Raw genomic sequence first — 14,986 nt, forward strand, 5'->3', positions numbered from 1 at the left:
TTGTGGAACTAAAAGGAGGGTCAGCGTATGAATGGTTTTGATTTTGCCAGTATGATTCAAAAAGATCGCAGTGAAAGGAAGCATCAGCAGTTTAGCGGTACCTTGCTGGATTATCTGTCGATTGTCAAAGAAAACCCGAAAGTGACTATGCTGGCTCACCAGCGCATGTATGAACTGTTGTCCGGTCCTGGCGCCGAGGCGGTCAAAACGGAGGAAAACCCCAGGCTGAAGCGGATTCATGGCAGTACGGTTCTGAAACGGTACGCTTTCTTTGCCAATGATTTTTACGGGATTGACAAGAGTATCATGCAGTTGATGCGCTATTTCCACTCGGCGGCCCTGAAAGGGGAGGAAGCCCGCCAGGTGCTCTATCTGGTAGGACCGGTCGGTGCAGGTAAATCGTCCTTGATGGAGGCTTTGAAAAAAGCGCTGGAAATGAGTCCGCCCATCTATGTATTGCAGGACTGCCCGATGCGGGAAGAACCGCTGCATTTAATACCCAAACACTTAAGGCCCCAGTTTGAAGACTTGCTGGGCATAAAAATAGAAGGTGATCTTTGCCCCGTTTGCCGTCACCGGTTAAAGCATGAATTTCACGGAGAATATGAGAAGTTTCCCGTTACCATGTCCGAATTCTCCATCCGTTCCCGCAAAGGCGTCGGGGTGGTGCCGCCGGTAGACCCCAACAACCAGGATACCTCCGTACTGTCCGGTTCGGTGGACATATCCAAGATGGACCTGTATGCCGAAGATGATCCGCGGGTTATGGCCCTGAACGGGGCTTTCAATGTGGGCAACCGGGGCATTGTGGAATTTATTGAAGTCTTTAAGAATGATGTGGAGTATCTGCACACCATGATCACCGCCACTCAGGAGAAATCCATTCCCTCACCGGGCAAGGGTTCGATGATTTACTTTGACGGAATCATCCTGGCCCACTCCAATGAATCGGAATGGAACCGTTTCAAATCAGACCACACCAACGAAGCTATTCTGGACCGGATTGTCAAGGTGGAGGTACCTTATTGCCTGGAACTGGATGAGGAGGTCAAAATTTACCGCAAGATCCTGAAAAACAGTTCCTTTGCGGCCCATATCGCGCCGCATACCATCGAAGTGGCCTCCATGTTCGCCATTCTCAGCCGGCTGACACCGTCGGCTAAGGTGGATGCTTTGACCAAGCTGAAAATTTACAACGGTGAGGAAATTGTGGAGAAAGGCTCTACCAAGAAAGTCGATATGACCGAACTGCGGGATGAAGCCAGGCGGGAAGGCATGAGCGGCATATCCACCCGGTTTATTATGAAAGCGCTGGGGGCCGCGCTGGCCGAAGCGGAAAACGACTGCATCAATCCGATTGCCGTGCTGGATACGCTGGTCAAGGCGGTGAAGGATATGGCGGTGGCTGACGATGAAAGGAAGCGGTACCTAAGCTTCTTGCAGGATGTGCTGAAAAAAGAATACAACAAGATTTTGGAAAAAGAAGTGACCAAGGCGTTTATTCACGGCTACCAGGAGCAGGCCGAAAGCCTGTTCAACAACTACCTGGACCATGCCGAGGCGTTTGTCAATGCCACCAAGATCAAGGATCGCAACACCGGCGAGGAATTGGAGCCGGATGTGAAATTTTTGCAATCCATTGAAGAGCAGATCGGCATTGGCGGTACGGCGGCCCTTGGGTTCCGGCAGGATGTGACGGCCTATATGTTTTCCCTGTTGAGGAACGGTGCCAAGATCGACTATCGCAGTTATGAACCGCTTAAGGAAGCTATAGAGAAGAAGCTGACCGTTTCGGTGAAAGAACTATCGCGCGTGGTAACCAAAGCCAGAGTGCGCGACGGCGAACAGGACGGGAAGTATAACGCCATGGTGGAGGAAATGAAACGAAACGGCTATTGCGATCATTGCTGCAATGTCATTTTAAAATACGCCGCCAATAATCTTTGGAAGGATTAATACCGGAATCGGGCTGCCGTCAGGAGAAAGGAGGAAGCAAGCATGGCTCTTTTCAAAGAAGGAAGCCTCACCTCATCTGACCGTTCGCAATGGGACCGGAAGCGGCACAGACAATTGGTGGAGGAAGCCATTAAGAAAAACATGGGCGGCATTATTGCCGAGGAAAGCATCATCGGCCAGGACGGGAATAAAAAGATCAAAATACCGGTTAAGGGAATCAAGGAATACCAGTTTATTTACGGTAAGAATACGCCGGGGACAGGTTCGGGCAGCGGCAGCGAACAACGGGGGCAGGTTGTCGGCCAGGACGGAGAGCCGCAGGGGCCGGGTCAGGGTGCTCAGGCGGGCAATGAGGCCGGCGAGGATATTTTTGAAACGGAAATTACCCTGGATGAATTGGTGCAATATCTGTTCGAGGATTTGCAACTGCCTGATATGGAGCGCAAAAAATTCTCGGTGGTGGAAACCGAGCGGAAGGTTAAGCTGTCCGGCTATCAGAAGAAGGGCATTCCGCCGCGGCTGGCTAAAAAGCGGACACTGACGGAAAAAATCAAGCGGATCAAATCAGGCTTGCGGGCAGCGGAAGGCATACAGGAGAGTGAGGAGCGGCAAGGCTTTATTGAAGACGATCTGCGTTATCGCCGGGTGAAAACTGAAGTTCGCCGCAACTCCAACGGAGTGGTTATCTGCATCATGGATACGTCGGGCTCGATGGACCAGACCCGTAAATATCTGGCCCGGAGCTTTTACTTCTTGTTATATCAGTTTGTCCGGTACCGCTACGAGCAGGTCGAGGTGGTTTTTATCGCCCATACGACGGAGGCGAAAGAGGTGGACGAGCAGGAATTTTTCCATAAAGGAGAATCGGGCGGCACCTTTATCAGCAGCGGCTATGCCAAGGCACTGGAGATCATCGAGGAGCGCTACAATCCGGCAGTCTGGAACATTTACGCCTTTCACTGCTCCGACGGCGACAACTGGGAGCAAGACGACGTCAAGGCCGTCGAGCTGGCCGGGAGGCTGTGCGAATTATGCAACCTGTTCGGTTATGGCGAAGTGGCGGCCCATTATGGCTACAGCACCATTCGCCGCAAATTTCAGGAGCAGTTGAATCAGGATAATTTCATCATGGCGCAGATGCAGACCAAGGAAGATGTCTGGCCGGCCTTTAAACGGATTCTGGAGAAAGAAGGGGCGGGAGGTGAGGCGCCATGACGGCGGAATATACGCTGCAGCAACTGACCGATTGGAACGGGCGCATTGAGGAATATGTCCGGGAAAGCGGACTTGACTGCTACGAACAGCATTTTGAGATTTGCAGCTACGAAGATATGCTCTGCTATGAAGCCTATGTGGGCATGCCGTCCCATTATCCCCACTGGAGCTACGGCAAGGCATATGAGCGGCAAAAGACCTTCTATCAGCACAACCTGAGCGGACTGCCCTATGAAATGGTCATCAACTCCGACCCTTGCCTGGCCTATCTTATGAAGGATAATACGCTGCTGCTGCAGATTCTGACCATGGCCCATGTGTACGGGCATAATGACTTTTTTAAGAACAACCGCCTGTTCCGCCGTGATACCCGGGCTGAACTGACGCTGGAGGTTTTTAAAGCCCATGCCGACCGGGTGCGCGCTTACATTCAGGACCCCAGCATCGGCCCCGAGGCGGTGGAGCGGGTTTTAGATGCCGCTCATGCCCTGCGGTTTCAAACCTCCCGTAACGGACCGGGCAAGCTGCCTGACCGGGATACGCTGCGCCGGGAGGCGCAGGAAGCCATACCGGAGCGGCTGCAGAACGATCTGCTGGGCTTCCTGGCCGAGCGGGGACGCCTGACCGACTGGGAACGGGACCTGGTAAGTCTGGTTCGTGAGGAATCGCTGTATTTTATTCCCCAAATCGAGACCAAGATTATGAATGAAGGCTGGGCCAGCTATTGGCACTATCAGCTTTTGCAAAAGCTGGAGCTGCCTCAGGCGCTGCACCTGGAGTTCCTGCAGCGGCACAATCTGGTAATTCGGCCCCATCAAGGCCGGGTCAATCCGTATTTTATCGGCTTCAAGCTATTTGAATACCTCGATAAGACGCTGGGCCGCGAGCAGATATTCCGGGTTCGGGCCGAGGAACGGGATCAGTCGTTTTTGCGGCGCTACCTGACCAGGGAACTGTGCGAGGAGCTGCACCTTTTCGTTTATCAGAAACAGGGTGATGATATAGTAGTCACTGAGGTGCCTGATGAGGAAGGCTGGAAACAGGTTAGAGATGAATTGGCCGGTTCAACCGGGGTGGGCGGTATTCCTGTCATCACACCGAAGAAGGTCGACCAGGGCGCGCTCATTCTGGAGCATCAATATGACGGCCGGGAACTGGAAATGAATTATGCCCGGGAAACCTTGAAATACGCCGCCCGCCTTTGGGGCGGCACAGTGAAGCTGCCTACCGTTATTGACGGCAAGGCCAGACAGTTAAGCAGTGACGAGACGCCGGAGATTAAAGGAAGGTTGTAAGGCGTGTTGATGGACCACTAAGCCTGACCAAAAAGGTCAGGTTCTTTTTTTGCCGTACTGATTTACGGGGGAATAAAATTTTTCTCAATGATTTATTGACGAAAAAATATTTCTTTGCTATGCTTAAGTCAGCAGCTAACCGGAGCGGCGGAGCTTGGGCGGCCATAGGCTTAACACTTGCGCCGGAACCGTTAGCAGAGGAATGGAGGCGGTGTGATGGCCAAGGGAGTATCGGTTATTGACCAGATTTTTTCCTGTTATCACGAGTTATTTGAGGCGGAAAAACGGGTGGCCGACTATATTCTGGCCCAGCCGGAGCAGGTCATTGATATGACTGTCTCAGAGTTGGCGGAACTCAGTGCGGCAAGCAATGCCACCATTATTCGGTTTTGTAAAAAATGCGGCTGTCAGGGGTTTCAGCATCTAAAGATCCGGATTGCCCGGGAATCGGCGGTGGTGCAGGAAAAGCAGCCTTCCGGTACGATTCATATGGACGACTTGGAGCAGTCACTGCACAACATTGTGGTTAATAAATGTGAGGAGATCAAACAAACGTTATATAATATCCCGCTGGAAGAAGTCCGGACGATGGTCGACCGTATTAAAGAATCACGGTTTGTTTTATTTGCGGCCCTGGGAAACACCATTCCGGTGGCGCTGGATGGGGCCTATAAGCTCAATCAACTGGGAATAACGGCACTGTGTTCCCCCATCTGGGAAAGTCAGATGGCTATGGCGCACACGTTAACTGCAGAGGATGTGGTGATTGCCATTTCTGCCTCCGGCGAGTCCAAGAAACTGTTGACCTTAGTGGACCGGGCGCAGGAACGGGGCGCGGCTGTTCTGGCTATAACCAATTATGCCAAATCCTCTTTGGCGCTACGGTGTCCTTATCATATTCACACTGTGGCCCGGGAACGGCTGTTTTTCCCTAATTTCAGCTTTGCCTTTACCAGGCTGGCAGCTATGGCAGTGATGGAGACGTTCTTCTTTTTGCTGGCCAGCAGCAAGGCCGGTGCCCAGGAATGCATTGCCCTCCATGAACAGACCATAGCCGATGATAAGACCTAAGGTTTGGCATAAACGGTGCCGGAGAATAGCAGTATAATTTTAGACGGGAGTGAGAATATGATTAACTTGCGTTGGGGCATTCTTGGTCCAGGCAATATCGCGGCTGATTTCGCTAAAGCCCTTCAGGCGGTGAATGGCGGTGTGTATGCCGTGGGAGCCAGGTCGTTGGCGAAGGCCGAAGCTTTCGCCGGACAGTATGCGGTGGAAAAAGTATATGGCAGCTACGATGAGCTGCTTAAGGATGAAGCTTTGGATATTGTCTATCTGGCGACGCCGCACAGTCACCATTATGAGTATATTATGCGGAGCCTGGAACAAGGCAAGCATGTATTGTGCGAAAAGGCGATCACAGTAAATAGCCGGCAACTGCAGGAAGCGGCCGCTTTGGCTAAGAAGAAAAACCTCATTCTGGCCGAAGCGATGACCATCTATCATATGCCGCTGTACGCCAAGCTGCGGCAAATCGTTCAGTCAGGCCAAATCGGCCGTTTAAAAATGATTCAGGTTTCATTCGGCAGTTGTAAAGAGTATGATGTGGCCAACCGGTTTTTTAGCAAGGAATTGGCCGGCGGGGCTTTGCTCGATATCGGCACTTATGCTTTGTCGTTTGCCCGTTACTTTTTGTCGGCGCCGCCGCAGGAAATCTTAACGACTATGAAACCGTTTGAAACCGGTGTAGATGAACAATCGGGCATAATTCTGAAAAATAACAGGGACGAAATGGCAGTGGTGGCGCTGACCATGCGGGCCAAAATGCCTAAGCGGGGTGTTGTGGCCGGCGAGACCGGTTTTATTACCGTTGATAATTTCCCCCGGGCCGACCGGGCGGTGATTCAATATCTGGACGGCCGGAGCGAAGTAGTAGCGGACGGCGATACGGAGCAGGCTCTGGCTTATGAAGTGGCGGCCATCAGCCAATGTGTCGCTCGCGGCGAAGGCGGTTATCTGGATCTGTCGCTGGACGTTATGAACATTATGGATGAAGTCCGGCGGCAGTGGAATATACAGTATCCGTTTGAATAACGGACTGTATGACTCAGAAGATGAGGAACGGCTGATGCGGCAAAGCTAGAAGAGATACATAGGAGGAATATGAATATGAACTATAAAGCCGTTCTATTTGATTTAGACGGAACCTTATTGAATTCACTGGACGATTTGGCCAATTCCATGAATGCGGTTTTGTCCAAACATGGCTTTCCCGTGCATGATACCGAGAAATACAAGTATTTCATCGGTAATGGCATGGAAAGGCTGGTGAAACGGGTATTACCTGCCGGGCAAGAAGAAAACAAGGATATGGTAGCACGCTGCCTGCAAGGACTGCATGAGGAATACGGCTGCCGCTGGCACGAAAAGACCCGTCCTTATCCGGGAATTGAAGAACTGCTTGCGGCATTAGCGGCGAAAGGACTTCGCCTGTCAGTACTGTCCAATAAGGCCGACTCTTTTACTAAAGTGATTATTGAGCATTACTTCGGCAGCACCCGCTTTGATTTTGTCTACGGTGCCCGAGATGGGGTGCCGAAGAAACCTGACCCCGGGGCAGCCCTGGAAATTGTCAAACTGTCCGGCATCGAGCCGGCGGAATATCTCTATCTCGGCGATTCCGGCGTGGATATGCAAACCGCCACCGCCGCCGGTATGTACGCTGTCGGCGCCGCCTGGGGCTTCCGCGAGGAACCGGAATTGCGGGAAAATGGAGCCAAAATGGTGATTTATCAGCCTGGCGAGCTGCTGAAGCTGGCGTAAGCGATATCCCGATGAAAATATTTCTGACAATTGAACTAAAAGTGAAAATCTAATATGGCCTAATTAAGCAATCCCTGCGTTATACCTTGCTATAGCCAGGGATTTTTTGCTGTTTTAAAGTTGAAAAATGGCCTGAATAGTTATTCAATATCAATCCCCGTAAGTAAGATAACGGATATCAGGCAAGGTGTACTGTTAGCATACTAAAACAGGATCATTATTGTGGCAATGTTTTGTTATTTCTGAATTTACCGGACGATGCTACAATGGGCTTGTAAGAAAAACGGGAGGAAATCAGATGAAAGAATTACAACAACGGCAAAAACAAATTCTGAAATATTTGCTGTCGATGGATGATTTTATGCCTGTTAAAAAAATCGCCGCCTTATGCCGCTGCTCGACTAAGACGGTACGTAATGATTTGCTGGTACTAGAAGAAAGCGGCGTTAAGCTGGAAAAAATGTCCGGTAAGGGAATCCGTATTTTTCCGGAAAAGCAAATTCGTGACTATGATTTATCAAAAGATTCCTGCCACGATTTATCTGTTGAATACAGAAGAGCGAAGATTATGTTTGAACTGCTGGAGGGCACTAAAGATAAGCTATCCATTCAGTCGCTGTCGGAGAAATATTTTGTCAGCAAAACTTCCATTGCCAATGATTTAAAAGTAGTGGAAGAAAAATTAAGCAAGTATCATTTGCGTCTCAAAAAGGATACCCAGGGGACGCAATTGGTTGGTTCGGAAATGGACATCCGGAAAGCCATGGTCGATATCTTAAACGCGCTGATTGGTTCAAAAAATGTATTTCAGGAGGAACCGGCGCGAATCGACCGGAAACGATTCTGGAGCTGGAAGAGCATTTTGGGACATATCCTGTCAGTCAGGTGGAAGCGATTATTGAAAAGGCGGAAAAACTGCTGCAATTCCGGATTGCGGAACCTTATTATATCAATCTGGTGACCCATATATTAATTCTCATTTACCGGACGAAAAACGGCAAAACGATTTACGCCGGGCTGCAGGCGGAAGCCAATCAGTATGATTCCTCCTTTTATAGCGTGTCGCAAAAAATAGCCCGCTGGCTGGAAGACATATTTTCTATTCAGGTCAACCAGGAAGAGGTATTTTACATTTATCGGTACTTGACTTCTTCCGGCGGTATTACTGTTCAGCCGGATAATAAACCGGATGAAGTGGATCAGCGGCTAGAGGAAATAGCCCGAGAGATGATTAGGCTGAGTGGGCGGATTTGTCCGATACCATTTGCCTTTAGCCCGTCCTTATATCAGGCGTTGCTGCTCCACTTAAGGCCTATGATGAACCGGATTATTTACAATATAGAAATTAAAAATTCCTTGCTGGATCAAATCAAAGAAGAATTTCCCGAAGTCATGCTGTTATTAGAACTGGTCATTTGGAAGATAAGACTGCAGTACAGGCTGCCTTATATTAATGAAGCGGAGATCAGTTACCTAGTCGTGTATTTTCAGTCTGCCATTGAAGAGGCGATCAGCAAGAAAAAGGTGATGATTGTCTGTTCCACAGGGGTGGGAACCTCGCATCTGTTAGAAAAACGGATCAAAAATCATTTTCCCGAATGGAATATTACTCATATTGTTTCGGCTAAAGATCTGGAAAAAGATATGAAGCTGGAAGTGGTTGATTTGATCATTTCCACCGTGAAACTGGATGTTTCCCTGGATAAACCGGTAGCGTATGTAAGCGCTTTGTTTAATAAAGCCGATGAGAAAAGGATAAGAGAATCTTTTGTCACCGGGCAACGGGGACTCATTACGGAGGCGACGGAGGTTATCGAAGATGACCAGCAAAGCAGTCGGAATGAGATAAGCAAAGAATTTTCCCAGGCCACGCTGGTAGACTGTCTGGCCATCCATGAAGCTTTGGAACTATGTCTGTATCGTACCGCTACTCAGCGGAGCGTCCGGATCCTTAGACGGAGCGATAGTAAGAACAAAACGAAGTTACTCGTGCTAATGGGAGAAAAGGAAGCTGTGCCAGACACGGTGATGGGTACGCTGTACCGCATGCTGCAAGAGGACTACACGGGAGGGACAATAAATGGATCTATCCACAGTAATCGATGAAAACAGAATTAACCTGGAACTGGATGTTGCCAGCAAAGAAGAAGCGATTGATGCGCTGGCTGATATGCTGATGCAATCAGGTGTTTTAGCTTCTAAGGAGGATTTTATAAACGATGTTTATGTGAGAGAAGCTGCCGGACAAACCGGAATAGGAGGTGGGATTGCCATTCCTCACGGCAAATCCAAAAGCGTATTAAGGACTTCACTGGCGATTGGCCGGACCAAGCGACCGATTGAGTGGGAGTCGCTGGATGATGAACCTGTCCGCTGCATTATTTTATTCGCCGTAAGAGAAGCCGACAGCACGACCGTCCATGTACGCTTATTGGGTCAATTCGCGGGGAAGCTGGCTGATGAAGACATTGTGACCGCTCTGCTTAACGGTAACGATGCTAAAGAAATCATCACCATTCTTAGTGCGGAAAATTAAGGAAAATGGAGGAGATACCATGAAAATTGTTGGCATTGCAGCCTGTACATCGGGGATTGCCCACACCTATATTGCCAAAGAAAAACTGGTCAAGGCTGCTCAAGCTCTTAATCACACGATCCATATTGAAACACAGGGCACCATTGGCACCGAAAATGAGCTGTCGGCCAAGGATATTGCGGCAGCCGATGTGGTCATCATTGCTGCGGATATTAAGGTAGGCGGCAAGGAGCGGTTTCAGGGAAAACGGCTTGTGGAAGTGCCTACCCATATTGTAATTAAATCTCCCAAAGCTTTATTAAACAAGATTCAGGCCGAGCTGGGACTATAAAAAATGAATGGAGGTCAAGGCTGTGTTAAAAAATTTAGAGTTGAAAAAGCATGCAATGACGGGAATATCCTACATGATCCCTCTGGTGGTGGCTTCAGGGCTGTTGATTGCTATCGGGAATATAGCCGGCGGCAATCCCAGTTTGATTGGTGACTACAAGAAAGCTTACGGTTTGTGGGAAGCGGCAGTCACTTTGGGCGTATACGGTATGGGACTCATTCCGGCCGTCATGGCGGCGGCCATTGCTTACTCGATTGCCGACCGGCCGGGGATTGCGCCGGGGTTATTGATGGGGATGATCGCCAATGCTATGGGCGCCGGCTTTTTGGGGGGCATGCTGGGCGGTTACCTGGCCGGCTGGTGCGTCAATTTCCTCAAACGTCATATCAAGGTTCCTGTCTGGGCTCAGGGGCTTATGCCGATGATGATTGTCCCGCTGCTGGCGTCGCTGATTGTAGGTTTTATTATGTTTTTTGTGATTGGCAGACCGATTGCCTCAGCCTCTTTTGCTTTAAGAGAAATGCTGGATAGTATGCAAGGCGGTTCCAAAGCAGTATTCGGCGCTATTATGGGGGCCATGGCCGCCTTTGATTTTGGCGGTCCGGTAAATAAAGTGGCTTCTTTGTTTGCCGACGGACTATTAATTGATAAAATCTACGGACCGGAAGCAATAAAAATCTGTGCCTCCATGATCCCACCGTTTGGTGTGACCTTATCCTGGCTGATTAAGAAATCAAGATATAGCAAAAGTGAAGCCGACAATATCAAAATAGCCTTTCCCATGGGAATTTGCATGATTACAGAAGGCGTCATTCCCATCGCCGCAGTCGATCCTATTCGCGTTATTTTCTCCTGCTCCTTTGGCGCGGCTATCGGTGGTATTTTGATTATGCTGCTGGACGTAGGTTCACCGGTTCCTTCCGGCGGGATGTTCATTGTTCCGGCCATGCATAATCCGCTGGGCTTCCTGATTGCTTTAGCAGTTGGCAGCCTGGTTACGGCGTTGCTCTTAGTCGCTTTAAAAAAGGATGCTCCTCAGGAGCAGGAAATAGGTCTGGCAGAGGATTTGGAGGAAGAGGTGGATTTGTCGGGGATTATTGTAAAATAACCTACAGGGAGTGTAAGCTATGTATGTTTCCATGAAGGATATGCTGCAGAAGGCGCATGCCGGGGCTTATGCGGTTATGGCGATTAACTGCTTTAATCTGGAGACCGCCAGGACAGTTATCCGGGCGGCGGAGAGTGAAAATGCGCCAATCATTATTAATCTGTATCAGGATCATCTGATACAGCATTGTGACAGCGAACTGATCACACCGATGGTGAAGGTATTGGCCAATCGGTCCAAAGTTAAGATTGCGCTGAATTTTGATCACGGGCAGGAGGTTTTGCTGTTAAAAAAGGCAATTGACGACGGGTTTTCTTCCGTCATGGTCGACGGCTCGCGGTTTGGTCTGGACGGAAATATTGCGATGACAAGGGAGATTGTTAATTTCGCCCACCCCAAAGGAGTGAGTGTGGAAGGCGAAATTGGCTGCATTGGTGCTACGGAAGGAGCGGAGTTTACCGAGCATTCCATGTATACCGACCCGGATGAGGCCGTGCGGTTTGCCAGGGAAACGGGTATTGATGCGCTGGCTGTGTCCATCGGTTCTTCTCACGGCAATTATCCCGCTGATATGATTCCAGCATTTGATTTTGAACGGCTGCGGCAGATTAAAGCGATGACCGGGCTGCCGCTGGTACTGCATGGCGGTTCCGGTTCCGGCGAGAAGAATATCCGCCAGGCGGTCAAGGATGGAATCAATAAGATTAATGTAGGCTGCGATTTTATGAATGCCAATGTGGCTGCCGTAAAAAACAGACTGCAAGAAAATCCTGACATTAACTATTATGATCTGGTCGAGCGGGTGGAAACGGACAGTATGGAGATTGTCCGGCACTATATACGGTTGTCGGGATCATATAATAAAAACTAAAGGAGATAACAGGGATTATGCTAATGAATATGAAGGAATTATTGTCGGTGGCGCAAAAATATCAGTTTGCCGTACCTGCTTTTAATGTCAGCAGCAATATGCTGCTAAGAGGCGTTATGGATGGGTGCCGGGAAAAACAGGCGCCGGTGATCATCGCCATTCATCCCGATGAATTATCGTTTGTGGAAGACAGCTTTATTGCCAGTGTGCGGGAAGAAATTATCCATAGCCGCATACCGGCCGTAATTCATCTGGATCATGGCGGGAGCTTTGAGCAGATTGTCCGGGCTATTCGCTGTGGCTTTACTTCCGTGATGATTGATGCCTCGCTGCTATCGTTTGAAGAGAATGTGGCAATCACCAGAAAAGTGATCGAAGTGGCGCAGGCTGCCCATGTTTCTGTAGAAGCCGAACTGGGGACGATCGGAACGACCGGCAACGGTGGTGAAGGCGGTACGGAGCAAATTATTTATACCGATCCGGCCACTGTCAAAGAATTTGTTGCCAGAACCGGCGTGGACACGCTGGCGATTGCCATCGGTACATCGCACGGCATTTATCCGAAAAATATGCAGCCAAAATTGAGAATGGATTTGCTGCAGGAAATCAGAGCGATTGTGGATATACCCTTGGTTCTGCACGGTGGCTCGGCTAATGCCGATAGTGAAATCGCCGAGGCGGTAAGACTGGGGATATCGAAAATCAATATATCCAGTGATATCAAGGACGCTTTTTACAAGAAATGCCGGGAAGTGCTGCAGGACCCGGTTATCCGTGAACCAAACGCCATTTATCCACCTTGTATTGAGGCTATGAAACAGGTGGTTTATCAAAAAATTGATTTGTTTAATGATGCCGGTAAAGCAAGCTGTTATCAGGAAAATTAAGCGAAGAGTATGCTGTATGTAACATGGCAGCATAAAGTAAAAGTCCTTCCCTGCCGGAGTATGCCGGTAGGGGAGTAAGGCAACCGAGCAAAGTTCTCAGCAGCCAACCCGTGGCTGCTGAGAACTTTGCCGTTTTAAAGGGGTATTTGGGCGTTAGCCAGCCGATCATTAAGTCTGTGCCTGCTTATGTCCCTGCTTGCCGTTTAAGCCGGGAATGAGCGGTAAAACGGCTAGAACGGAGTTTTTCATATTGCCTGGTCTTTGTTATAATTTTACTTAAAAGGTATCTGGTACCTTGGCTTTAGGATTGACGAGGTACTAGTGTCTTGACCAAGTTAAATCTTAGTTTATACAGCCTATCTTTTTCCGCACTGCTGTGTTGTCGTTGGCTTACATATGGCCGATATGCGCGTCTCCTCCGCCTTGCATTGCAGAAAAATCTATACTGTATAATTCTAATTCATAACTTTGCCAAGACACTAGCGGTCCAGCAAATTAGCGGACCATTAGCCGGGTTGGGGGCTTGGTTATGGAACTTACCCTTGGTCATATCATTGGCCTGACGTTGACAATTTTGCTGGTAATCGGCAGCGGTTTGTATTCGGCCCGGACAGTGACTTCGGCGGAAGGCTACAGTCTGGGCGGACGCTCTGCCGGTACGGCTCTGGTGGCAGGCAGCATAGCCGGTACGGTAATTGGCGGCGGTGCCACGGTAGGAACGGCGCAAATGGCCTATTCGCTGGGGCTTTCCGCCTGGTGGTTTACCTTAGGTTCCGGCATTGGTTTCATTATTATGGGTTTGTTTTATGCCCGGCCGCTGCGCCGTACCGGTCTGGAGACCATTCCGCAATATCTGGTGGCAAATTACGGCAAAACGGCCGGTCCTTTGGTCAGTGTGATTTCCTCCCTGGGCATCTTGCTTAGTGCTGTGGCAAGCTGCCTGCCGGGAATTCAACTGATTGCAGCCTTGTTTCATCTCGGACCCTGGCCGGCGGCCTTACTGCTTATGCTGCTGGTGGCTGCCTATGTTTTTTTTGGCGGCATAAAAAGCGCCGGCGTAGCCGGTATGTTGAAAATGGTGATTATCTGGCTTACCTTACTGGCAGCCGGCGGCACGGCCTGGCTGGCTTTAAGGGAAATGCCTGCTTTTGCGCTGCAGTTTCCGGACTTTCCCTGGCTTAGCCTGTGGGGACATGGCTTCTGGGCGGGGCTGGGCAATCTTTTTTCTCTGATTGTCGGCATTATGTGTACTCAAACTTATATTCAGTCCATTTTTTCCGCCGCCGATTCACGGACGGCAGCAGCGGGAGCGTTTGTTGCGGCGTTGATCGTCATACCGGTGGGATTGCCGTCCATTGCCATCGGCATGTTTATGCATGCAACCCATCCTGCTATGCTGCCGATTCTGGTGCTGCCGGGTTATTTGCTGCAATATCAGCCGGCCTGGCTGGGCGGTATCGGGCTTGCCGGTATTTTACTTTCGCTTATCGGATCAATTGCCGGGCTAACGTTGGGTATTGGCACCATGCTTTCGCGGGATATTTGCGCCGAGCTGTTTCAGGTAAAAAGCAGTCAAACATTATTGTGGATAAACCGGGGTATCATTTTGCTGGTCATGGGTCTGGCCTGTCTGATTGCCGTGGCTCATTTGCAGTCGCAGGTACTGCTTTGGAATTACCTGTCCATGGCGCTGCGGGGCGGCGGAGTATTTTTGCCGCTTACGCTGGCGATCTTCGCTCCCGGCAGGCTGCCGGGAAGTTGGGCTCTTGCTTCGATGGCAATCAGTACGCTGGCCGCTATCCTGGCGGCTACGGTATTTCCCGTACCAATTGACCCGCTGTTTATCGGGCTTGCGGTGAGTGCCGGCATCATTCTGGCCGGACTGATTAGCAAGCGGTGGCAGGCCGGACACGGGTCTGCCGGTAAGGCGCACTGTCGTTCGTAAACGAAAAATCCGTACCTGC

The 14,986-nt window shown here is 49.9% G+C and carries 14 protein-coding genes; all 14 read left to right on the forward strand.

Features of this window, described 5'->3' with window-relative positions; all coding sequences use genetic code 11:
• Positions 1-27: 27 nt before the first annotated feature.
• The 14 genes from F3H20_RS10785 to F3H20_RS10850 all read left to right on the forward strand — a co-directional run bounded on the left by F3H20_RS10785 (position 28) and on the right by F3H20_RS10850 (position 14,967).
• A complete protein-coding gene (locus F3H20_RS10785) occupies positions 28-1,956 on the forward strand; it encodes a PrkA family serine protein kinase (RefSeq protein ID WP_149734939.1) in 1,929 nt (642 codons plus the stop codon).
• A gap of 42 nt (positions 1,957-1,998) precedes the next feature.
• Positions 1,999-3,171, forward strand: a complete 1,173-nt coding sequence (yhbH, locus tag F3H20_RS10790) for a sporulation protein YhbH (protein WP_149734940.1) — start codon at positions 1,999-2,001, stop codon at positions 3,169-3,171.
• Positions 3,168-4,466 (forward strand): SpoVR family protein, encoded by a 1,299-nt coding sequence (locus F3H20_RS10795; RefSeq protein ID WP_149734941.1) that lies wholly within the window; start codon positions 3,168-3,170, stop codon positions 4,464-4,466. The genes yhbH and F3H20_RS10795 overlap by 4 nt, the downstream gene beginning before the upstream one ends.
• A gap of 216 nt (positions 4,467-4,682) precedes the next feature.
• Positions 4,683-5,537, forward strand: coding sequence for a MurR/RpiR family transcriptional regulator (locus F3H20_RS10800; RefSeq protein ID WP_149734942.1), 855 nt, complete (start codon positions 4,683-4,685; stop codon positions 5,535-5,537).
• A gap of 57 nt (positions 5,538-5,594) precedes the next feature.
• Complete coding sequence (locus tag F3H20_RS10805; RefSeq protein ID WP_149734943.1) at positions 5,595-6,560, forward strand: Gfo/Idh/MocA family protein; 966 nt, start codon at positions 5,595-5,597, stop codon at positions 6,558-6,560.
• A 75-nt stretch (positions 6,561-6,635) separates the two neighbouring features.
• Positions 6,636-7,289 (forward strand): HAD family hydrolase, encoded by a 654-nt coding sequence (locus F3H20_RS10810; RefSeq protein WP_149734944.1) that lies wholly within the window; start codon positions 6,636-6,638, stop codon positions 7,287-7,289.
• A 298-nt stretch (positions 7,290-7,587) separates the two neighbouring features.
• Positions 7,588-8,250 (forward strand): HTH domain-containing protein, encoded by a 663-nt coding sequence (locus F3H20_RS10815; protein WP_149734945.1) that lies wholly within the window; start codon positions 7,588-7,590, stop codon positions 8,248-8,250.
• Positions 8,175-9,395, forward strand: a complete 1,221-nt coding sequence (locus F3H20_RS10820; protein ID WP_149734946.1) for a BglG family transcription antiterminator — start codon at positions 8,175-8,177, stop codon at positions 9,393-9,395. Before F3H20_RS10815 ends, F3H20_RS10820 begins: the two co-directional genes overlap by 76 nt.
• Positions 9,370-9,825 carry a PTS sugar transporter subunit IIA gene (locus tag F3H20_RS10825; RefSeq protein ID WP_149734947.1) on the forward strand — a complete coding sequence of 152 codons (456 nt, stop codon included), beginning with the start codon at positions 9,370-9,372 and terminating at the stop codon, positions 9,823-9,825. The genes F3H20_RS10820 and F3H20_RS10825 overlap by 26 nt, the downstream gene beginning before the upstream one ends.
• A gap of 19 nt (positions 9,826-9,844) precedes the next feature.
• Entirely contained in the window at positions 9,845-10,156 is a 312-nt protein-coding gene (locus F3H20_RS10830; RefSeq protein WP_149734948.1) for a PTS fructose transporter subunit IIB, read from the forward strand.
• 22 nt (positions 10,157-10,178) lie between these two features.
• Positions 10,179-11,264 (forward strand): PTS fructose transporter subunit IIC, encoded by a 1,086-nt coding sequence (locus tag F3H20_RS10835; protein WP_149734949.1) that lies wholly within the window; start codon positions 10,179-10,181, stop codon positions 11,262-11,264.
• Between the two features lie 19 nt (positions 11,265-11,283).
• A complete protein-coding gene (locus F3H20_RS10840; RefSeq protein WP_149734950.1) occupies positions 11,284-12,135 on the forward strand; it encodes a class II fructose-bisphosphate aldolase in 852 nt (283 codons plus the stop codon).
• 17 nt (positions 12,136-12,152) lie between these two features.
• Positions 12,153-13,022 (forward strand): ketose-bisphosphate aldolase, encoded by an 870-nt coding sequence (locus F3H20_RS10845; RefSeq protein ID WP_149734951.1) that lies wholly within the window; start codon positions 12,153-12,155, stop codon positions 13,020-13,022.
• A 529-nt stretch (positions 13,023-13,551) separates the two neighbouring features.
• Positions 13,552-14,967: a sodium:solute symporter family protein gene (locus F3H20_RS10850; RefSeq protein ID WP_149734952.1), complete on the forward strand. Its 1,416-nt coding sequence runs from the start codon at positions 13,552-13,554 to the stop codon at positions 14,965-14,967.
• Positions 14,968-14,986: the final 19 nt, after the last annotated feature.

The organism is Propionispora hippei DSM 15287 (assembly GCF_900141835.1).
GTDB lineage: Bacteria > Bacillota > Negativicutes > Propionisporales > Propionisporaceae > Propionispora > Propionispora hippei.

Bases quoted from the DNA above. Each gene is read 5' to 3' on its own strand.
- F3H20_RS10850 (WP_149734952.1), top strand. From the start codon at position 13,552: ATGGAACTTACCCTTGGTCATATCATTGGCCTGACGTTGACAATTTTG.
- F3H20_RS10800 (WP_149734942.1), top strand. From the start codon at position 4,683: ATGGCCAAGGGAGTATCGGTTATTGACCAGATTTTTTCCTGTTATCAC.
- F3H20_RS10810 (WP_149734944.1), top strand. From the start codon at position 6,636: ATGAACTATAAAGCCGTTCTATTTGATTTAGACGGAACCTTATTGAAT.
- F3H20_RS10805 (WP_149734943.1), top strand. From the start codon at position 5,595: ATGATTAACTTGCGTTGGGGCATTCTTGGTCCAGGCAATATCGCGGCT.
- F3H20_RS10785 (WP_149734939.1), top strand. From the start codon at position 28: ATGAATGGTTTTGATTTTGCCAGTATGATTCAAAAAGATCGCAGTGAA.
- F3H20_RS10795 (WP_149734941.1), top strand. From the start codon at position 3,168: ATGACGGCGGAATATACGCTGCAGCAACTGACCGATTGGAACGGGCGC.
- yhbH (WP_149734940.1), top strand. From the start codon at position 1,999: ATGGCTCTTTTCAAAGAAGGAAGCCTCACCTCATCTGACCGTTCGCAA.
- F3H20_RS10830 (WP_149734948.1), top strand. From the start codon at position 9,845: ATGAAAATTGTTGGCATTGCAGCCTGTACATCGGGGATTGCCCACACC.
- F3H20_RS10825 (WP_149734947.1), top strand. From the start codon at position 9,370: ATGGATCTATCCACAGTAATCGATGAAAACAGAATTAACCTGGAACTG.
- F3H20_RS10845 (WP_149734951.1), top strand. From the start codon at position 12,153: ATGCTAATGAATATGAAGGAATTATTGTCGGTGGCGCAAAAATATCAG.
- F3H20_RS10840 (WP_149734950.1), top strand. From the start codon at position 11,284: ATGTATGTTTCCATGAAGGATATGCTGCAGAAGGCGCATGCCGGGGCT.
- F3H20_RS10815 (WP_149734945.1), top strand. From the start codon at position 7,588: ATGAAAGAATTACAACAACGGCAAAAACAAATTCTGAAATATTTGCTG.